Source organism: Rugosimonospora africana (assembly GCF_016862975.1).
GTDB classification, from domain to species: domain Bacteria; phylum Actinomycetota; class Actinomycetes; order Mycobacteriales; family Micromonosporaceae; genus Rugosimonospora; species Rugosimonospora africana.
The window spans coordinates 1-19,659 of the sequence record NZ_BONZ01000016.1; the positions used below are offsets into that span (position 1 = coordinate 1).

20 protein-coding genes are annotated in these 19,659 nt (G+C 70.8%); 14 read left to right on the forward strand and 6 right to left on the reverse strand.

Annotation, left to right across the window (positions count from 1 at the left end; all coding sequences use genetic code 11):
- The first annotated feature begins 144 nt into the window (after window positions 1-144).
- Genes Raf01_RS09550 through Raf01_RS09560 form a run of 3 tightly spaced genes read left to right on the forward strand, consistent with a single transcriptional unit; the run spans window position 145 to window position 2,465 of the window.
- Entirely contained in the window at window positions 145-855 is a 711-nt protein-coding gene (locus Raf01_RS09550) for a DUF6882 domain-containing protein (protein WP_203917409.1), read from the forward strand.
- 45 nt (window positions 856-900) lie between these two features.
- Window positions 901-1,248, forward strand: a complete 348-nt coding sequence (locus tag Raf01_RS09555) for a PadR family transcriptional regulator (RefSeq protein WP_203917410.1) — start codon at window positions 901-903, stop codon at window positions 1,246-1,248.
- Entirely contained in the window at window positions 1,245-2,465 is a 1,221-nt protein-coding gene (locus tag Raf01_RS09560; protein ID WP_203917411.1) for a hypothetical protein, read from the forward strand. The genes Raf01_RS09555 and Raf01_RS09560 overlap by 4 nt, the downstream gene beginning before the upstream one ends.
- Here the strand turns inward: Raf01_RS09560 and Raf01_RS09565 are convergent.
- A complete protein-coding gene (locus tag Raf01_RS09565; protein WP_203917412.1) occupies window positions 2,454-2,981 on the reverse strand; it encodes a GNAT family N-acetyltransferase in 528 nt (175 codons plus the stop codon). The genes Raf01_RS09560 and Raf01_RS09565 overlap by 12 nt on opposite strands.
- A gap of 118 nt (window positions 2,982-3,099) precedes the next feature.
- Between Raf01_RS09565 and Raf01_RS09570 the strand changes: the two genes are divergently transcribed.
- Together Raf01_RS09570 and Raf01_RS09575 are read left to right on the forward strand one after the other, a co-directional pair.
- A complete protein-coding gene (locus tag Raf01_RS09570; protein ID WP_203917413.1) occupies window positions 3,100-3,861 on the forward strand; it encodes a MerR family transcriptional regulator in 762 nt (253 codons plus the stop codon).
- A 166-nt stretch (window positions 3,862-4,027) separates the two neighbouring features.
- Entirely contained in the window at window positions 4,028-4,681 is a 654-nt protein-coding gene (locus Raf01_RS09575) for a response regulator transcription factor (RefSeq protein ID WP_203917414.1), read from the forward strand.
- 83 nt (window positions 4,682-4,764) lie between these two features.
- Here the strand turns inward: Raf01_RS09575 and leuE are convergent, their stop codons facing one another.
- Window positions 4,765-5,469: a leucine efflux protein LeuE gene (leuE, locus tag Raf01_RS09580; protein WP_203917415.1), complete on the reverse strand. Its 705-nt coding sequence runs from the start codon at window positions 5,467-5,469 to the stop codon at window positions 4,765-4,767.
- A gap of 37 nt (window positions 5,470-5,506) precedes the next feature.
- Window positions 5,507-6,742: a bifunctional pyridoxamine 5'-phosphate oxidase family protein/GNAT family N-acetyltransferase gene (locus Raf01_RS09585; protein ID WP_203917416.1), complete on the reverse strand. Its 1,236-nt coding sequence runs from the start codon at window positions 6,740-6,742 to the stop codon at window positions 5,507-5,509.
- 36 nt (window positions 6,743-6,778) lie between these two features.
- Between Raf01_RS09585 and Raf01_RS09590 the strand changes: the two genes are divergently transcribed.
- The 4 genes from Raf01_RS09590 to Raf01_RS09605 all read left to right on the forward strand — a co-directional run bounded on the left by Raf01_RS09590 (window position 6,779) and on the right by Raf01_RS09605 (window position 10,475).
- Entirely contained in the window at window positions 6,779-8,101 is a 1,323-nt protein-coding gene (locus Raf01_RS09590) for an aminotransferase class I/II-fold pyridoxal phosphate-dependent enzyme (protein ID WP_203917417.1), read from the forward strand.
- 45 nt (window positions 8,102-8,146) lie between these two features.
- Window positions 8,147-8,800: a UdgX family uracil-DNA binding protein gene (locus Raf01_RS09595; RefSeq protein WP_203917418.1), complete on the forward strand. Its 654-nt coding sequence runs from the start codon at window positions 8,147-8,149 to the stop codon at window positions 8,798-8,800.
- Window positions 8,801-8,888: 88 nt separating this feature from the next.
- Entirely contained in the window at window positions 8,889-9,299 is a 411-nt protein-coding gene (locus tag Raf01_RS09600) for a type II toxin-antitoxin system HicB family antitoxin (RefSeq protein WP_203917419.1), read from the forward strand.
- A gap of 33 nt (window positions 9,300-9,332) precedes the next feature.
- The gene (locus tag Raf01_RS09605; RefSeq protein ID WP_203917420.1) at window positions 9,333-10,475 is read left to right on the forward strand and encodes an acyl-CoA dehydrogenase family protein; all 1,143 of its coding nucleotides are present in this window, start codon (window positions 9,333-9,335) and stop codon (window positions 10,473-10,475) included.
- Here the strand turns inward: Raf01_RS09605 and Raf01_RS09610 are convergent.
- Both Raf01_RS09610 and Raf01_RS09615 read right to left on the reverse strand, forming a co-directional pair.
- Complete coding sequence (locus Raf01_RS09610; protein ID WP_203917421.1) at window positions 10,472-11,329, reverse strand: bifunctional 5,10-methylenetetrahydrofolate dehydrogenase/5,10-methenyltetrahydrofolate cyclohydrolase; 858 nt, start codon at window positions 11,327-11,329, stop codon at window positions 10,472-10,474. The genes Raf01_RS09605 and Raf01_RS09610 overlap by 4 nt on opposite strands.
- A 13-nt stretch (window positions 11,330-11,342) precedes the next feature.
- Window positions 11,343-11,966, reverse strand: coding sequence for a cyclodeaminase/cyclohydrolase family protein (locus Raf01_RS09615; RefSeq protein WP_203917422.1), 624 nt, complete (start codon window positions 11,964-11,966; stop codon window positions 11,343-11,345).
- 221 nt (window positions 11,967-12,187) lie between these two features.
- Between Raf01_RS09615 and Raf01_RS09620 the strand changes: the two genes are divergently transcribed.
- From Raf01_RS09620 to miaB, 5 genes are all read left to right on the forward strand, one after another.
- Window positions 12,188-12,388, forward strand: a complete 201-nt coding sequence (locus Raf01_RS09620; protein WP_203917423.1) for a DUF3046 domain-containing protein — start codon at window positions 12,188-12,190, stop codon at window positions 12,386-12,388.
- Window positions 12,389-12,568: 180 nt separating this feature from the next.
- The gene (gene recA, locus Raf01_RS09625; RefSeq protein WP_203917424.1) at window positions 12,569-13,621 is read left to right on the forward strand and encodes a recombinase RecA; all 1,053 of its coding nucleotides are present in this window, start codon (window positions 12,569-12,571) and stop codon (window positions 13,619-13,621) included.
- 134 nt (window positions 13,622-13,755) lie between these two features.
- Complete coding sequence (locus Raf01_RS49430; RefSeq protein ID WP_373319513.1) at window positions 13,756-14,520, forward strand: regulatory protein RecX; 765 nt, start codon at window positions 13,756-13,758, stop codon at window positions 14,518-14,520.
- Between the two features lie 385 nt (window positions 14,521-14,905).
- Window positions 14,906-16,687 carry a ribonuclease Y gene (gene rny / locus Raf01_RS09635; RefSeq protein WP_373319509.1) on the forward strand — a complete coding sequence of 594 codons (1,782 nt, stop codon included), beginning with the start codon at window positions 14,906-14,908 and terminating at the stop codon, window positions 16,685-16,687.
- A gap of 169 nt (window positions 16,688-16,856) precedes the next feature.
- Window positions 16,857-18,323, forward strand: coding sequence for a tRNA (N6-isopentenyl adenosine(37)-C2)-methylthiotransferase MiaB (miaB, locus tag Raf01_RS09640; RefSeq protein ID WP_275412971.1), 1,467 nt, complete (start codon window positions 16,857-16,859; stop codon window positions 18,321-18,323).
- 65 nt (window positions 18,324-18,388) lie between these two features.
- Here miaB and Raf01_RS09645 read toward each other — a convergent pair whose 3' ends face one another.
- Complete coding sequence (locus Raf01_RS09645; protein ID WP_203917427.1) at window positions 18,389-19,597, reverse strand: DUF349 domain-containing protein; 1,209 nt, start codon at window positions 19,595-19,597, stop codon at window positions 18,389-18,391.
- Window positions 19,598-19,659: the final 62 nt, after the last annotated feature.

The following is a 19,659-nucleotide window of genomic DNA, read 5'->3' on the forward strand; positions in this document are numbered from 1 at the left end:
GCCGCGCCGCGAACACGGCATCCTCTTGGCGACCGCCGCGCCGCGAACACGGCATCCTCTTGGCGACCGCCGCGCCGCGAACACGGCATCCTCCCGCGGTTGCGGGGCTGCGACCACAGGTGATGCCGCCTACAGTGGCCGGCCATGACTCAACCCCTCAATCTGGACGCCATGGTCGATCGGGCCGCGTTCTTCTCACACGAGCATCAACTGCACCTCATCGATCTGGCCGAGCGATTCGGAGAGCACCGGTTCGAGGTCGATCTCAACGCCGGGACGCTGGACTTCGTGGCCGATCGGCCGTTGCTGCGTACCGCCGCGGGGTTGCTCGGGTCCGCCTCGGAGGGCGTGGGGACTTGGCTGTGGGGCTGGGCCAATCCCGCCGGATTCTCCGCGCAGGTGACCGCGTTCGGCGAACGGATCGCCCAGTTCGGCCGCGCGTACGGCGTGCGCGAGCTGGTGGACGCGGAGCTGCCGCTGGATGCGTACCTCGCCGCGCGGCTGGTCGACGCGGCCAAGCTGGTCACCGGCCGGTGGACCAGCTACTCCGGGCAGGCCGGTCCGGGACTGCGGACGTACCTGCTCATCGACGCGCCGGAACTGCACCTGCCGGTACCGGGAGTGAATCGGTCTGTGCGGGTCATCGGAGAGGCACTCAGCTACGGCCTGATCCACGATCACCGGCTCGCGCTGCTCTCGTACGCGCAGCTTCGCGGCCTCACGGCGAACAACGGCAGCGACGGGAAGTCGGTCCGGGTCTGGTTTCCCGACGGGCAGGTGACCGTGGAGTTCGACGGGCTCGGGCGGATCGGCCAGATGTCCGCCGAGATGCGACCGCCGCAGCGGAACTCATAAATACATCGCTGTTGCATATATCGTGAGCCGGTATATAGTTCGTGCATGACAGAGTCGCCGCTGGGTGAACCGGCCTTCCTTGTCCTGACTGCGCTCGCCGCCGAACCGCAGCACGGGTACGGCGTCGTCGAAGACGTGCTGCGAATCTCCGAGGGCCGCGTGCGGCTGCGCGCCGGCACGCTGTACGCGGTACTCGACCGGCTGTGCGCCGGCGGCCTGATCGAGGTCGAACGGGAAGAGGTCGTGCAGTCCCGGCTGCGGCGGTACTACCGGCTGACCGGGCTGGGCACCGAGCGCCTGGCCGACGAGACGCAGCGGCTGCGCCGGCACGCGGACGCGGCCACGGCCCGGCTCCGCAAGCTCGGCACATCCTTCGGGCTCGGTGCCGCATGAGCGGCGAGGCCGGCATGAGCAGCGGGGCGGGCGAGAGTGGCGAGGGTGGCATGGGCGGCACGACGGGGGGACGCGGCATGGATGACGTGCTGGAGCGCCGGTACCGGCGGCTGCTGGCCTGGTACCCGGCGCAGCACCGGGCCCGGTACGAGGACGAGATGGTCGGGACGATGCTCGCCGGAGCGGGTCCGGGGCAGCGTTGGCCGGGTGCGGGCGAGACGGTGGACGTCCTGCTCGCCGCCGTGCGAGCGCGCCTGGGACGGGCCACGTCCAGGCTGCGCGACCCCCGCTGGTACGACGCCGCGGCGACGGTCGCCGTGCTCCTGTCGATGCTGCTGGTCGCCTGCGACCTGCGCATCAGCGTCCACCGGTACGCGTGGTCGCGACGCCTGCCGGACATCGGCGGGATCTCGCTTGGTGCCGCGTTCCCGGCGAGGGTCTGGGCTCCCGCGGTCGTCGGGTTGGCCGTGACCGTGGCGGTGCTGGTCGGGCGTCGGGTCGTCGCGGCAACGGTGGCCTGGGCGGCGGTGCTCGGTGCGGTGGTCCTGGCGGTTCACGAGCCGCTCGGCAGCCCGCCGCTGGGCGCGGTCTCCAAGGGTTGGTTGCTGGTCGCGACGATCGTCGCCGCGGTGGCGCTGAGCCTCCCCGGTACCGCCGCTCACGCGCGCGCCATCCTCGGCTGGCCCCGCACCGTCGGGTTCGCCGTCGCCTGCGCACTGCTGATCGGGTCGGCCGCGGTCGACCCGCTGCTGGCCAAGATCACGTCAGAGGGCCGGCACTACTACACCGTCGAGCTGTGGCCGAACGGTGGCGGATACCTCCGGCAGATCTTCGACGGCGATGGCATGGGCACCGGACTGGCGCCGATCCTGCTGTACGTCGCGGCGCTCTCGATAATGATCACGGTGGTCGCGCGGATCGAGCCGGCGATCCGCCGCCGGCTGCTCGCCCTGCTGGCACCCGCGGTCGTGTTCTACGCCCTGGTCTCGGTGTTCTTCCGGAGCTTTGAGGTGCCCCCCGACTTCTTCGGTGAGCCGGGCAGGCCGGTACCCCCGCAGTGGGTGGTCCTGATCGCCACGCCGGTGCTGACGTTCCTGGTCGCCCTGCTCCTGGTTCGCCGCGCGGACCGCACCCAGCGGCTCGCCGACCTGGGACGTACCGCGCTGCGCCAGCCGACGGCCGGAGATGGCGGCGGCCAGGCAACCTCAGAGCGGTGACGGGTCGTCGCGCAGTCGGCTGTAGAGGTACCCGTCGCGCCACTGGCCGGCCCGGAACTCGCCCGCGCGGATCACGCCCTCCAACTGGAAGCCAGCCTTCACCAGTGACTTCTGCTCCGCCGTGTTCTCCGCATGGGTACCGGCCGCGATGCGCCGCACCGGAGTGTGGCTGAAGAGGTAGTCGCACAGCATCGCCTGTGCCCGCCAACCGATGCCGCGTCCCCGCCACTCGGGCAGCAGCGCGATCCCGATCTCCCAGTGCGGGGCCACGCCGCCGTACAGCCGGGATACGTAGCTCACGAACCCGGCGGCGGCCGACTCCTGTTCCACCTCGACGATCAGCCGGCCTCTGTCCTCACCGAGGTAGCCATCGGCCGCGAACCGGCGGGGCGGCTCCTGCGCGTCGCGGAAACCCGCCCAGTCAAGGCCGATGAGAAACGGCTCGGTCAGGAACCGTTGAAACATCGGCAGGTCGTCCTCCGCGACCGGCCTCAGCCGGATGGGAATCTCATCCATGTCCAGCGACAGTAGCGGTCGGCTCCAAGGGCGGCTGTGCTCGAAGCCTGGCCACCGGTTTGGACTTGACCCTCACGTCGCGTGAGGCTGGACGCTGGCGCGGGAAGGAGGGGACAACATGGACTACTCGGTCGGGCAGGTCGCCCGGTACGCCGGTATCAGCGTGCGCACGCTGCACCACTACCACGAGATCGGGCTGCTCACGCCACGCGGCCGCACCGCGACCGGCTACCGCCGGTACGGCGGATCCGATCTCGAGCGGTTGCAACAGGTGCTGTTCTACCGGGAGCTGGGTTTTCCCCTCGAAGAGATCGCGGCCATCCTCGACGATCCGGGTACCGATGCCCAGGCGCACCTGCGCCGCCAGCACACGTTGCTGAACAAGCGGATCGACCGGCTCCGGACGATGGTCACGGCCGTGGAACGCGCGATGGAGGCGGAGAAGATGGGTGTGTCACTGACCCCGGAGGAGCGCTTCGAGGTGTTCGGCGAGAACGACCCGGCGCAGTACGCCGACGAGGTCGAACAACGCTGGGGTGAGACCGACGCGTACAAGCAGTCCCAGGAGCGGATGAAGTCCTACACCAAGGACGACTGGGTGACGATCAAGGCGGAGGGCGAGGAGGCGACGCGCCGGTTCGCCGAGGCGATGGCCTCCGGTGAGCCGGCAGCCGGCCAGAGTGCCATGGACGCGGCCGAGGCGCACCGGCAGCACATCGAACGTTGGTTCTACGACGTGCCGTACGCGATGCACCGCTGCCTGGCCGAGATGTACGTGGCCGATCCGAGGTTCACCGCGAACTACGAGGAAGTGGCACCGGGCCTGGCGCAGTACGTGCGCGACGCGATCCTGGCCAACGCCGACCGGCACGAGGCATAGGCGGCCGGGCCGCGGGTGCCTGGCGCCCGGCCGGCCGCCGGGAAGGGCCTGTATCCCCGGGTGGAGCCGCCGGTTCCACCCGGGTTCAGGACGGCGGGCTCCGTCAACCGGACCAACCAGAAGACCCGGCCAGAACCGGCCGGCGGGTGGATGTAAGGATCCGGGTATGACAATCCGGGTGGTCGTGGCCGATGACCAGACCGCGGTACGGGAGGGGCTCGCACTGTTGCTGGGCCTGCTCGACGACGTGGACGTGGTCGGCTCGGCGGCGGATGGGGACGAGGCCGTGGCACTGGTCGCCGAGCATGGCGCCGATGTCGTGCTGATGGACCTGAGGATGCCCCGGTGCGACGGGGTCACCGCGACCGCCCGGATCCGCGCCGACCACCCGGAGACCCAGATCGTGGTCCTCACGACGTACGCGGAGGACGCCGACATCCTGGCGGCACTGCGCGCCGGAGCCCTGGGATACCTGACCAAGGACGCCGGCCGGGCACAGATCGCGGCGGCCGTCCGGGCAGCGGCCAACGGTCAGTCGGTGCTCGATCCCCAGGTTCAGCAACGACTGCTCGCCGCCGCCACCGGTGCCGCTCCGGTCACCGAGGGCGGCCTGCCGGACGGGCTGACCGCGCGCGAGGGCGACGTCCTGCGGTTGATCGCGGGCGGCCTGTCGAACCGGGAGATCGCCGCGAAGCTGTACGTCAGCGAAGCCACGGTCAAGTCGCACATCAACCGGCTGTTCGCCAAGACCGGGGTACGGGATCGGGCACAGGCCGTGCAGTACGCGTACCGGCACGGCCTGACCGACACGACTTCCTGACCGGGCGCCGCGCCGGGACTGTGCTCGCCGGGATTCAGCCGGACCAGGGCTGAACTCAGCGAGGCACCCAGCCCAGCGAGGGTTCAGCTCAGCGAAGTGGTCGCCAGTTTGATGGCGAAGCCGACGAAGACCGCGCCGATCCCGGTCGCCAGCGCCCGGGACAACCCGCGACGGCTGCGGAACCAGGCCGCCAGGTAGCTGCCCGTGAAGATCAGCGTGGTCAGGTACGCCGCGCTGATCAGCTCGACGATGGCGCCCAGGATCAGAAACGACAGCCAGGGCCGGGGGTACTCAGGCTGGACAAACTGGATGAAGAACGAGATGAAGAACAGAATCGCCTTCGGGTTGAGCAGGCTGACCACCAGCGACTTGCGGAACGGGCTGCGCGCGGGCACAGCCGGCGCGGCGGTCGCGCTGGCGGTCGCGGTGGCCAGCCCGGCGTTCGCCGGTGCTCCCTCCGCCGCCCCGGCTGCCCCCGACGATCCGGAGCGCCGGCTGCGCCAGGCGCGACGCAGCATGCCGATCCCGATCCAGCACAGGTACCCCGCGCCGGCGTACTTCACGATCAGGAACAGCGCAGGCTGGGCGCGCAGCAGCGAGGCGACCCCGGCCGCGGACAGCGTCATGAGCACCGCGTCGCCGATGAACACCCCGAACGCTCCCGCGTAACCGCTGCGTATCCCGAGCCGGGCGGCGGTGGACAGCACGTACATCGAGTTCGGCCCCGGAAGGAGGACGATGGCCGCGGTACCGAGCAGGTACGCCCAGATGTTGGTGATGCCGAACATGTCCCACCTTCTTCCCGTGCCGAGCCACGCTCGACTCCTACTCGCGCGCCAGCCGCTCGGCCAGCCGCTTCTTGGCCAGTGGCCACTCGTCCACGGTCATCCCGTAGAACACCGAATCTCGCCAGGTGCCGTCAGCGCGGCGCTTGTGCCGGCGCAGTACGCCCTCCCGGGTCGCACCCAGCCGCTCGATCGCGGCCTGTGAGCGCAGGTTGCGGTTGTCGGTCTGCCACTCCACCCGCACCGCGCCCAGTTCCTCGAAGGCCCGGGTCATCAGCATGAGCTTCGCCTCGGTGTTGACGCCGGTGCGCCACCACCGCCGGCCCAGCTGGGTCGATCCTATGTGCACGCCGCGGTTGACCTCGTCAGCAGGTACGTACGAGGTGGTACCGATCACCTCGCCGGTACCGGCGTCGCGCATGACCCAGGGCACCCGCGACCCGTTGGCGGCCTCCCGCAGCTTGCGGGCCACCGCCTCGGCCAGGTCCTCGGGCGAGGCGGGCATCGGACCCGGGATGTACCGGTGTACCTCCTCGTCGTCCAGCGCCTCGAACAGGGCGGGGGCGTGGCACAGGTCCAGCGGTTCGAGGATCACGTATCGCCCGGTCATCACGGCCGGCTCGAGCCAGGGCGAGCGGGCCGGTCGCAGGTAGGCGGGGACGGGCGCGGACACGCCGTCCCCCGGCACCGGTACGCCCGAGGTCAGCCGCAGCGGGACGACCCCGGCCCAGTACGGCAGCGCCAGATCCTCCGGCTCGTCGACCGGTCCACCGCTGCGTGCCTTCACCGAGATCTCGGTCAGCGTCAGCGCCAGCACGCCGGTGGCGGCCAGCTCGCGACCGGTCGGCGGCCGGCTGTCCGCCGAGCGTCCGGCGGCCACCTTCTCCACGAGCGCGGTCATCGCCCGGAGCTTCTCGGCCGGGTCGGTCACCTGGCGTACCGCGCCGAAGCACACCACCGACCGGTAGTTGGCGCTGTGGTGAAACTGCGCCCGGCCGAAGACCAGCCCGTCCAACTGGGTCACGCTGACGCAGACCGGGTCACCGTCGCGCAACGCGAGCATCGGCCCGCTGCCGGTGGAGCCGTGCACGTACAGCGTGTCGTCCACCCGTGCGAACAGGGTGGGCAGCATCCGTGGCCCGTCACCGGCCACGAAGCCGAGATGGCAGACGTATGCCTCGTCGAGGACAGAGTGCGCGGCCGGGCGCTGGTAGGAGACCCGGCTCGGGTACCGGTGCGGGGTGGTGCGGCCGGTCGCCGGGAAGTCGGTGTCCATGGCCTGACTCCTTTGTTCTGGTACAATCCTGGAGCTGTGGCGGTACGTTATCAGATTGCCGGTACGACGGCGGCGACGATTTCCGGCAGCATCGAGTCGGGCGTGCGCCGGGGCGCCCTGGTCGCGGGCCAGAGCCTGCCGCCGGTCCGGGAGCTGGCCGGCGCCCTGGGGGTGAGTGCCGGCACGGTGGCGGCGGCGTACCAGTCGCTGCGCCAGCGGGGGATCGTGGAGACCGCGGGGCGCAACGGCACCCGGATCCGGCCCCGGCCGCCGCTCGCGCCGACCCGCAGCGCGCTGCGGCTACCGAAACCGGCGGGGGTCCTGGACCTGTCGGCCGGCGAACCCGACGCCCGCCTGCTGCCCGACCTGCCGCGCCTGGACCTGCGTCCGCAGCGCGGATACGGCGACGCCGGGCCGATCCCCGAACTGATCGAGCTGGCCACCGCCCGGCTGTCCGCCGACGGCGTGCCGGTGCCCGCGCTCACCGTCACCGGTGGCGCGCTCGACGGCATCGACCGGCTGCTCGCCGCGCACCTGCGGCCGGGCGACCGGGTCGGTGTGGAGGATCCCGGCTGGGCCAACCTGTTCGACCTCGTCGCCGCCCAGGGGCTGACCCCGGTCGCCGTTCCCGTCGATGAGCAGGGGCCGACCCCGGAGGGGCTGTCCGCGGCGCTGTCCGCCGGGGTCGGCGCCGTGGTGGTGACCACCCGGGCGCAAAATCCGACCGGTGCGGCGGTGACCCGCGCCCGGGCGACCGCGCTGCGCGCCGTGCTGCGCACCCACCCCGATCTGCTGGTAGTCGAGGACGACCACGCGGCCGAACTGGCCGTGGTGGCGCTGCATCCGCTGGCCGGCGCGACCCATCGGTGGGCGTTCGTCCGGTCGGTGTCCAAGCCGTACGGCCCGGACCTGCGGCTGGCCGTGATGGCCGGCGACGAGGCGACCCTGACCCGGGTCGAGGGCCGGATGCGGATCGGCACCGGCTGGGTGTCGAGCATCCTCCAGCAGGGCGTCGTCGCGCTCTGGCGGGACGACACGGTCGCCGCCCGGATCGACCGCGCGCGGGACAGCTACGCCCGGCGGCGCTCGGCGCTGCGCACCGCGCTGTCGGAGCGCGGCCTGAGCAGCGCGGGGAACACCGGGCTCAACGTGTGGCTGCCGGTACCCGACGAGACGGTCGCGGTGGCCCGGCTGCGGGACACCGGATACGCGGTCGCCCCGGGCTCGCTGTTCCGCCTGGCCACCCCGCCGGCGGTACGGATCACGGTGAGCCCGCTGTCCGACGGTGACATCGAACCGCTGGCGGACGCGGCGCTCGACGCGGTCGGCGGCGCCCCCCGGGCCGGGTACGCGGTCTAGCGACTTGGAGTGCCAAGCACCGGCCGATGCGGTACACCTGTCGGTATGTCTGACATGGCTTCGTTCGTACCGGCCGGTGCCGATCTCGACGAGCTGCGCGCGGAGGCGCGCTCCTGTCGCGGCTGCGACCTGTTTCGGGACGCGACCCAGACAGTCTTCGGGAAGGGCAGCTCCCGGGCCAGAGTGGTGATGGTCGGCGAACAGCCCGGCGACGTGGAGGACCGGCGCGGTGAACCGTTCGTCGGGCCGGCCGGCGTGCTGCTGCGCCGCGCGGTGACCGATGTCGGGCTCAAGCCGAAGGATCTCTACATCACCAATGCCGTCAAGCACTTCAAGTTCCGGCAGGCGGCCACCGGCAAGCGGCGCATCCACCAGACCCCGGACCGGGTCGAGATCGTCGCCTGCCGCCCGTGGCTGCTCGCAGAGTTCGCCCAGCTGGCTCCGAACTTCGTGGTGGCGCTCGGCGCGACAGCCGGCCAGGCCCTGCTCGGCCCGTCCTTCCGGGTGACGAAGTCGCGCGGGGTACTGATGCCGTGGCCGGAGTCGGCGTACCACCCGGAGGACTACGCCCAGCCCGGCGGCGCCGCACAGGTGATGGCGACGCTGCATCCGTCGGCGATCCTGCGCGCGGATGACCGGGACGCGGCGTACGCGGGCTTCGTCAAGGACCTCAAGGTGGTGGCGGACGCCCTGGGGTGACGGTCTTCGTCGAGTCCGGAGGTTTCGTCCGGTGCCCGGATCGGGAAGGCCACCCGGATGTGAACCGAGGAAAGGTGGTGCGCGGCAGATGATGCACTACGACAGCTATCCGGACGCTCGCGACCATTTCGCCGAGATACTGGACGCGGCCGAGCGTGGTCGAGTCGCTACGGTACGGCGTGACGAACGGGCCTCGGCCGTCGTGGACTCCGAACGCCTGCGGCGGCTCCTCGCGTCCGGTGAGCCGTCCCGGGCGGAGGTCTCCCGTGAGCCGGACGGATGGTCGGTACTGGTGCCGGCCGTACCGGCGGCGGCCGAGGGCGGCACGTTCGAGGAGGCGGTCGACGAGATGGTCGACGCGTTGCGCGAGTACGCCGAGGACTGGCAGCGGGATCCGGACGCCATGGTGGAGCACGTGGACAACTGGGGCCTCGTCCAACTGGTCGGCCTGAGCGACGACGAGCAGCTGCGCGATTGGCTGGTGAGCACGGCGGGCTGAGCCCAGTGCCGCCATCTGACAGACTCGGTCGTCATGGAGCAGCACCTGTACGAGCCCGTACACGAGGAGTTCCGGGAGTTGTGCCGGACCTTCCTGGCCCGCGAGGCCGTTCCGTACCACGCCTCCTGGGAAGAGGCCGGTCTGGTCGACCGTGCGGTCTGGCGTAAGGCCGGCGCCGCGGGGCTACTCGGCCTGGACGTCCCGGAGGAGTACGGCGGCGCCGGCCAGCGCGATTTCCGGTTCAACGCGGTGCTCGTCGAGGAGATCACCACGGCCGGTGCGACCGGACTGGGATTCGGCCTGCACAACGACATCGTGGCGCCCTACCTCACCGAGCTGACGACCGACGAGCAGCGCAAGCGCTGGCTGCCCGGGTTCTGCTCGGGAGAGACGATCACCGCGATCGCGATGTCCGAGCCGGGCGCCGGTTCCGACCTGGCCGCGGTGCGCACCTCCGCCGTACGCGACGGTTCCGACTACGTCCTCAATGGACAGAAGACCTTCATCACCAACGGCGAGCACGCGGATCTCGTGATCGTGGTCGCCCGTACCGAGCCCGACGCCGGCGCGCACGGACTGTCCCTGCTGGCCGTCGAGCGCGGTACGCCGGGCTTCGAGCGCGGGCGGCGGCTGGACAAGGTGGGGTTGAAGGCCAACGACACCGCGGAGCTGTTCTTCAACGACTGCCGGATACCGTCCACCAACCTGATCGGTGTGGAGAACAAGGGCTTCTACCACCTGACCGCCAACCTGCCCCGGGAGCGGCTGAGCATCGCCGTCGCCGCGGTCGCCGGCGCCTCGCGGATCCTGGACGTCACCCTCGACTACGCCCGCACCCGCGAGGCGTTCGGCCGGCCGATCGGCACGTTCCAGCACAACCGGTTCCTGCTCGCCGAGCTGGCGACCGAGGTCACCATCGCCCGGACGTTCCTGAACCAGTGCGTGGCGGAATACAACGCGGGCCGGCTGACCGTCGCGGACGCGGCGATGGCGAAGTGGTGGACGACCGAGCTGCAGACCAAGGTCGCCGACCGGTGCGTGCAGCTGCACGGTGGGTACGGCTACATGAGGGAGTACCCGGTCGCCAAGGCGTGGCTGGACAGCAGGGTACAGACCATCTACGGCGGTACGACCGAGATCATGAAGGAGATCATCGGCCGCTCGCTGGGTCTCTAGCCCACCGATCGCATCGAGCGCCGCTCGGCCACGGTCACCACGTGGCTCATCAGCAGCATCGTGGTGACCGGGCCGACCCCGCCCGGTACCGGCGTGATCGCGCCCGCCACCTCGGCCACCGCGGCCGTGTCCACGTCGCCGACCAGCCCACCGTCCTGGGTCGCGTTGGTACCCACGTCGATGACCACCGCGCCGGGCTTCACATAGTCGGCGGTGACCATCCCGGCCCGGCCCACGGCGGCGACCAGGATGTCCGCCTCCCGTGCCACGGCCGGCAGGTCGGTGGTACGCGAGTGGCACACGGTGACCGTGGCGTTCTCGGCGAGAAGCATCAGCGCGGCCGGCTTGCCGACCACGTTGGAGCGGCCGATGACCACCGCGCGCCGGCCGGCCAGCGGGGTGCCCTCGTGCTTGAGGATGCGCAGCACCGCGGCGGCCGTCGCCGGTGCGAACGCGTCCGTCGACCCGGACGCGAGCAGGCCCAGCGACACCGGGTTGGCGCCGTCCACGTCGACCTCGGGCGGGATCGCGCTGCCGATGTCCTCCAACCGCAGCCCGCCGGGCAGCGGGGTCTGGCACATGACGCCGTGGACGCTCGCGTCGGCGCCGGCCCGGCTCAGCGCCTGCCGGATCGTGCCGGCGTCCGCGTCGGTGGGCAGCTCGACGGTACTGGCCTCGATGCCCAGCTTCCCGGCGGCGCGGACCAGCGACCGTACGTACCACGCGGCGCCCTCGTCCCGCGTGGCCACCACGATGGCCAGCCCCGGTACGATCCCGGCCTCGCGCAGCGTGGCGACCCGGCCGGTCAGCTCGGCGCCCAGCTCCTGGGCGATCTTCTTTCCGTCGATCAGCATGTTTCCCCGCTCGTCAGCCCGCGACGCCACGCCGGACGTTGCCCACGATCTCCCGGCCGAGGTCTCCGGCGGCCACGTGCGCGTCGAGTTCCCGGCGCAGCTCGGCGCGGACCGTCTCGTCCTTCAGCGCGGCCAGGTTGACCTCGACATTGATCGCGGCGGACTCCAGCGCGGACACCGCCAGCGACGCGGCCACTCCGACGTCGGAGAGCACGTTGCGGTTGGACCGGCCGGGCAGCGCGGCGGCCAGCTCGATGATCCGCGCGGCCACTCCGGCCACCTGCAGCGGCGGCCGGGCGGCCTCGGCGGTGGCGGTCTGGATCGCGAGGCTGCGCGCCTTCTTCTCGTCGTCGGTCTGCTTGGCCAGGCCGTACGCGGCCATCACCGTGTCGAACGCGGCCTCGTCGGCCTCGGCCAGCTCCAGCGCGCGCAGGCGCAGCTTCCCAGCCTCGGCGCCGATCGGCCGCACGTACGCCTCGTGTTCCGCGTATGCGCCTTTGCCCACGGTCAGGTTGACCACCATCTCGACCAGGGCGGCACCTGACGCGGCGGCGAGCGCGGCGGCCGCGCCGCCACCCGGTGTGGAGGCCGACGAGCCCAACCGCTCCAGCCAGTCTCCGAGCATGTCCTGCTGCACGTTTAGGACAGTAGCAACGCGCGTGGACGCCGGATGCCGCGCCCGTCCGATGGGCGCGCACCGTCCGGCCGGTCGGGTGGGCTGCTTCGGGCGCCTCCGCCGGCCGGGCCGACCTGTTCCGGGCGCCTCCGCCGGCTGGGGCGGACCGAGGATCCCCGGCGTGATCCGGGGCCGGGGTACCGTTGCTGGGCGGATGGGATCTCGTCGAGGGGGGTGGAATCGTGCGGCTCACCGACTTCTGGGCGCGGCTGAACCAGGTCTTCGGGCCCGGGTACGCGACGAGCGTCGCTGCCGACCAGGTGCTGCCCCAACTGGGCGGGCGGACGATCCAGCAGGCACTGGCCGCCGGGGAGGAGACCGTGGTGGTCTGGCGGGCGGTCGTGGCGGCCTATCCGGAGCGCGTACCTCAATCGATCCGCTGATTTCGGGGTGTCGCGTCATGCGTCGTACACCTGTACGGGTATCGTCCACAGCATGGCGCTTATCCACAGGTCTCGGCCAGTCGGCTGTTTTCTGTCGGACCCAGCGCCTAGCGTGTCCGCGTGACCAAGAGTTCCTCGGCCAAGACATCGGCGAAAACCGCGAACGTAGGGGTGGCAGCGATGGGAGCAGCAGCGCCTGACCGCGAGAAGGCACTAGACCTAGCCCTGGCGCAGATAGATAAACAGTTCGGCAAGGGTTCCGTGATGCGCCTGGGGGAGCGGCCGGTCGTCCCCATGGCAGTGATCCCGACCGGCTCGATCGCCCTGGACGTGGCGCTGGGCGTGGGCGGGCTGCCCCGCGGCCGGATCATCGAGATCTACGGCCCAGAGTCCAGCGGAAAGACCACGGTCACCCTGCATGCGGTGGCCAACGCCCAGGCCGCCGGCGGCATCGCGGCGTTCATCGACGCCGAGCACTCGCTGGACGCCGACTACGCCCGGGCGCTCGGGGTCGACACCGACGCTCTGCTGGTCTCCCAGCCCGACACCGGTGAGCAGGCGCTGGAGATCGTGGACATGCTGGTCCGCTCCGGCGCGCTGGACGTGATCGTGATCGACTCGGTGGCCGCCCTGGTGCCGCGCGCCGAGATCGAGGGCGAGATGGGCGACAGCCACGTCGGCCTCCAGGCCCGGCTCATGAGCCAGGCGCTGCGGAAGATCACCGGCGCGCTCAACTCCTCCGGCACCACCGCGATCTTCACCAACCAGCTCCGCGAGAAGATCGGCGTGATGTTCGGCAGCCCGGAGACGACGACCGGTGGCAAGGCGCTCAAGTTCTACGCCTCCGTGCGGCTCGACGTGCGGCGCATCGAGAGCCTCAAGGACGGCGGCGACGCGGTCGGCAACCGGACCCGCGTCAAGGTCGTGAAGAACAAGGTGGCCTCGCCGTTCAAGCAGGCCGAGTTCGACATCATCTACGGCCAGGGCATCTCGCGTGAGGGCTCGCTCATCGACGTCGGCGTCGAGCAGAGCATCATCCGCAAGTCCGGCGCCTGGTACACCTACGATGGCGACCAGCTCGGGCAGGGTAAGGAAAACGCCCGCAAGTTCATGAAGGAGAACCCCGACGTGGCCGCCGAGATCGAGAAGAAGATTCTCGAGAAGCTGGGCGTGGGTGCCGGGCTGGTGGTCGATGCGGCCGGTGGTCCCGAGGTCGTCGCGGTCGACTTCTGATCGTGCCGGGTAGGCGACGAGGAGCCCGTACGGGGCGGGGCTGGGATGCCGCCCCGCCCCGACCCCGCCGGGCTCCGGCCCGACCGGGTCCGGCCTCGCCCGAGGACTCCGGGTGGATCGTCTCTGACGAGCCACTGTGGACTCCAGACGAGGACGGCTACACCACGGCTCCAGAGAAAGACGGGGAGCCCGCGGCCGACGACTCCGGCGCTCCGGAGCGGAGCAGGCGAGCCCGTTACGGGCGCGACCGGTCCGGAGCACGGGGCGACCGGTCCGAGACACAAAGCGACCGGTCCGAGACACAGAGCGATCGGTCCGGGCGCGATGGCGAGCGGAAGTCCGAACCCGCCCGCGACCCCGGCCAGGTCGCCCGCGACATCTGCCTCCAGCAGTTGGCGGTCCGTCCGCGTACCCGCGCCGAACTCGCCGCCGTACTGCGCAAACGCGGCGTCGCCGATCAGGTCGCGGCCGAGGTTCTCGACCGGTACGACGAGGTCGGGCTCATCGACGACGCCGCGTTCGCCAAGGCATGGGTCGCCAGCCGGCACCACGGCAAGGGGCTGGCCCGCCGGGCACTCGCCAACGAGCTGAACAAGCGCGGCGTCGACAGTGAGCTGGTCGGGGCCGCGCTGGAAGAGATCGACCAGGACACCGAGGCGGCCACCGCCCGTGCCCTCGTCGACCGGAAGCTGCGCACGATGTCCACCGCGCCGCCCGAGGCCGTGTTCCGGCGACTCGTCGGCATGTTGGCTCGCAAGGGATACCCGCCGGGCCTGGCGATCACCGCCGTCAAGGAGGCGCTGGCCGCCCGCGAAGACGAGGTGGGAGCGGTCTCCGACGTCGTCGATCCGGACGACCTTCCGGACCTGATCGGCGATTCGGACGATCCGATCCGGTGACCTGGGGTTCAGCCGAAATGACGATGCTCACGTTTCCCCAGGTAGGCGCTGCGTAGCAGTCTGTGCCGGCCGCTGCTCGATCAGGTGTTCTTGACCGAACCGGTATCGGACACCTAGCCTCGGGTTACCAGAGGAGAACGTCCGACCATCGCGGCTAACCGCACAACATAGATCGCATAACAGTACGGCATCATTTGGTCCTGTTTAGGGACCTAGCACTACCTTTCGTCGCGCACGGTCAATGCGCGACGACTTAGGCGTACCCGCTGTACGGCACCGTGGCCGTACGGCACCGTTGACCGCACCCGCGCATCGGACCTCTCCTCAACCGGGCAGCGTGCCTGGCTTCGCCGGAAGCCTGGTACGGGCGGGAAGGGAGGCGGCCGTGACAGCCCTCGTCATGGTTCTCGTGGGCGTGGTCGTCGTCCTTGTCGCGCTCGTCGCTGTCGGGCTCGCCGCCGTCATGCGTGTCGTGCGTCCGCTGCGGTCCGACCCGCAGGGCACCGCGCAGCCGCAGGTCGACCCCGGGTTCGTCGCCGAACGGGACCGGCAGGAGCAGTCCCTGGCCGCGCTGCGGGACGCCGCCGACGAGGCCAGCTCCGTGGCTGAGGAAGCGCGAGCGAAGGCCACCACGGCGCGCACCGAGCTGGCGGCCGCGAAAGCAGAGGCCAACGCGGCACGTGCCGAGGCCAAGCGGGTACTGGCCGCAGCCCATACCGAGGCCGACACCATCCTGGAACGCGCGCACCGGCAGGCCGAGCAGGACGCCGAGCAGGCCCGGGTCACGGCCCGGCGCACCGGCGAGCGGGAAATCGCGATGCTCACCGCGACCACCCGGGAACAGTCCGCCGACGCCGAACGGCGCCAGCAACGCCTGGACGAGCGCGAACGGCTGCTCGCCGAGGAGGCCGAGCGCCTGGCCGAGCGGGACCGGCGGATCAGCGCGGCGGAGGCGGAGCTGATCGAGCGAGAGACCGGCCTGACCACCCGGGAAAACGCGATCGTCGAGCTGGAGGATGACCGCCGCCGAGAGCTGGAGCGGGTGTCCGGACTGACTGCCGAGGTCGCGAAGACTGAGCTGATCGATACGATCGAATCGCAGGCCAAGCGCGAAGCGGCGCTGCTGGTCCGGGACATCGAGACCGATGCCAGGAACACGGCCGACCAGCGCGCTCGGCACATCGTGGTCGATGCCATCCAACGGGTGGCCAGCGAGCAGACCGCGGAGAGCGTGGTCAGCGTCCTGCACCTGCCGACCGACGAGATGAAGGGTCGGATCATCGGCCGGGAGGGCCGCAACATCCGGGCGTTCGAGTCGGTGACCGGGGTCAACCTGATCATCGATGACACCCCCGAGGCGGTACTTCTGTCGTGCTTCGATCCGGTACGACGGGAGATCGGCCGGCTGACCCTGGAGAAGCTGGTACTCGACGGGCGGATCCATCCGCACCGCATCGAGGAGGTCTTCGACCTGGCCAAGCACGAGGTGGAGCGGCTGTGCCTGCGGGCGGCCGAGGACGCCCTGGTCGAGGTCGGCATCACCGACCTGCACCCGGAGCTGATCACCCTGCTGGGCCGGCTCCGGTACCGCACAAGCTACGGACAGAACGTTCTCAAGCACCTCGTAGAGACCGCTCACATCGCCGGGATCATGGCCTCCGAGCTGCGGCTGGACGCTCCGGTGATCAAGCGTTGCGCGTTCCTGCACGACATCGGCAAGGCGCTCACCCACGAGGTCGAGGGCAGTCACGCGCTCATCGGCGCCGACCTCGCCCGCAAGTACGGCGAGGCGGAAGAGGTGGTGCACGCGATCGAGGCGCACCACAACGAGGTACCGCCGCAGACCATCGAGGCCGTGCTGACCCAGGCATCGGACGCCTGCTCCGGCGGCCGGCCGGGCGCGCGGCGGGAAAGCCTGGAGGCGTACGTCAAGCGGCTGGAGCGGATCGAGGAGATCGCCGGCGGCAAGCAGGGCGTGGAGAAGGTCTTCGCGATGCAGGCCGGCCGGGAGATCCGGGTCATGGTCAAGCCGGACGACGTGGACGACATCGCCGCGGCGGTGCTGGCCCGGGACGTGGCCAAGCAGATCGAGGAGGAGCTGACCTACCCGGGTCAGATCCGGGTGACGGTCGTGCGCGAGTCGAGGGTCACCGAGATCGCCCGCTGACGCGATGAACGTCTTTGCCGGCTACCTTCGGGGAGCGCAGCCGGAGCCGGGGTGTGGCGGAGGCGAGCCCTCCGCCGGCTACCTTCGGGGAGCGCAGCCGGAGCCGGGGTGTGGCGGAGGTGAGCACCCCGCCGGCTACTCTGGGTGGTCGATGGAAGAGGGGCCGAGGGTGGCAAGAAGCTTCAAGGTCGTGACGTACGGCTGCCAGATGAACATGCACGACTCGGAGCGCATTTCCGGTCTGCTGGAGACTGCCGGATATGTCCGAGCCGATGACGCCGACACCGCCGATGTCGTCGTCTTCAACACCTGCGCCGTGCGGGAGAACGCTGACAACCGGCTGTACGGCAACCTCGGGCACCTGCGCCCCACCAAGGTCGCCAACCCCGGCATGCAGATCGCGGTCGGCGGCTGCCTGGCCCAGAAGGACCGGGGCGACATCGTCACCAAGGCGCCCTGGGTCGACGTGGTCTTCGGTACCCACAACATCGGCTCCCTGCCGGCGCTGCTCGACCGGGCCCGGCACAACGAGCAGGCCGAGGTCGAGATCCTCGAATCCCTTGAGGTCTTCCCGTCGACGCTGCCGACCCGGCGCGAGTCGAGCTACGCCGGCTGGGTGTCCATCTCGGTGGGCTGCAACAACACCTGCACGTTCTGCATCGTCCCGTCGCTGCGGGGCCGGGAGCGCGACCGCCGGCCGGGGGAGATCCTGGCCGAGGTCGAGGCGCTGGTCGCCGAGGGTGTCCTGGAAGTCACCCTGCTCGGTCAGAACGTCAACTCGTACGGCGTCGAGTTTGGCGACCGGTACGCGTTCGGCAAGCTGCTCCGCGCCTGCGGCGGCATCGACGGGCTGGAGCGGGTGCGGTTCACCAGCCCGCACCCGAAGGACTTCACCGACGACGTGATCGCGGCGATGGCCGAGACGCCCAACGTGTGCCACCAGCTGCACATGCCACTGCAGTCGGGTTCGGACGCGGTACTGCGGGCCATGCGGCGCAGCTACCGGCAGGACCGGTACCTGGGGATCATCGACAAGGTACGGGCCGCGATGCCGGACGCCGCGATCACCACCGACATCATCGTGGGCTTCCCCGGAGAGACCGAGGCCGACTTCGAGCAGACGCTGGAGGTCGTCCGGGCGGCCCGGTTCGCGAGCGCGTTCACGTTCCAGTACTCCAAGCGGCCAGGTACCCCGGCGGCGACGATGGAGGATCAGCTCCCGAAGGCGATCGTCCAGGAGCGGTACGACCGGTTGGTCGCCACCCTGGAGGACATCACCTGGGAGGAGAACAAGAAGTTTGTCGGCCGTACGGTCGAGGTGCTGGTCGCGGTCGGCGAGGGGCGCAAGGACAGCGCCACCGGCCGGATGTCCGGACGCGCGCGGGACGGTCGCCTCGTGCACTTCGACGCCGGTGGCAACGACGGGATCCGGCCGGGCGACATCGTCGAGGCCACGATCACCTACGCCGCTCCGCACCACCTCAACGCCGATGGCCGGCCCGTCTCGCACCGGCGTACCCGGGCCGGCGACGCCTACGAGGCCGGTCGGCTGCCCCGTACCCCCGGGGTCTCGCTCGGCATGCCCACGCTCGGCGCGCCGGCGGCGGCGCCCACTTCGGCGACCCACTGCGGCTGATCAGGCCCCAGAAATGACCGAGGCGCCCACCGTTACGGTGAACGCCCCGATCTCTATGTGGTGTTTCAGTTGGTGTGCTCCGCCAACTGCAGGAACTGGCGCTTGGCGGTGAGAGCCTGCTCGGCCTCGCGGATGCGCTTGGCGTCGCCGGCCGCCTGAGCCCGGGCCAACCTGGCCTCGGCCTCGGCCACCTGTTCGCGCATCTGGGTGAGCAGCGGGTTGTCCGACGGTGAGGTGCGCCGCCAGGCGATGTCCATCGCGGCGCGGACCCTCTCCTCAACCGCGCGCAGCCGCCGGTCGAGCCCGGCCGCGGCCTCCCGGGACACCCGCCCGGACTCGTGCCACTGGCCCTGGATCTCCCGGAGCCTCGCCTGCGCGGCCTTCGGGTCGGCGTCCACGTCGAGCGCCTCGGCCTGGGCCAGCAACTCGTGCCGGCGGTCCAGGCTCGCCTTCTGCTCGGCGTCGCGGGCCGAGAAGACCTCGCTACGCTTGGCGAAGAACGCGTCCTGAGCGGCCCTGAACCGTTCCCACAGGCGCTGCTCCACCTCTTTCGAGGCCCGCGGCGCGGCCTTCCACTCGCTCATCAGCTCCTTGAGCCGGTTGGCGGTGGGGCCCCACTCGGTCGAGTCGGACAGCGACTCCGCCTCCGTGACCAGCTCTTCCTTGCGCCCCTGGGCCTGCTTGCGGGCGCTGTCGAGCGTGGCGAAGTGTGCGCCCCGGCGACGGGTGAACGTGTCCCGTGCCGTCGCGTACCGCTTCCACAGTTCGCCGTCGGACTTCCGGTCGACCCCCCGGATGGTCTTCCACTCCTCGAGGATCTCCTTGAACCGGTCGCCGGCCGCCTTCCAGCTGGTCGACTCCGCAGCGATCTGCTCGGCCTCGGTGACCAGTGCGGTCTTGTGCGCGATCGCCTCGACCCGTGCCGCGCTGCGCGCGGCGTGGACCTCGCCGACCTTGGCCTCGGCCGTCGCGGACAGCTTGTCGAGACGCTCCCGCAGCCCGTCGATGTCGCCGACGACGTGCGGTTCGTCCAGCTCGCCGCGCAGCTCCTTGATCCTGGTCAGGGCGTGCTGAGCGTCGCCGGCACCGGTGCCGAGCCGGGTCTCGATCAAGTTGACCTCGGTGACCACGCCGTCGAAGCGGCGCGCGAAGTGCGCCAGGCCCTCCTCGGGAGAGCCGGCCTGCCAAGAGCCGACCACGCACTCGCCCTCGGCGGTCTTCACATAGACTGTGCCCTCATCGTCGATCCGGCCGAAGGCGGTCCAGTCGCTCATGCGATCGCCCTGCCCTCGGCAGATCCCCGCGTATCGACGGGACAGTGCCCCGTCGCGCCGAG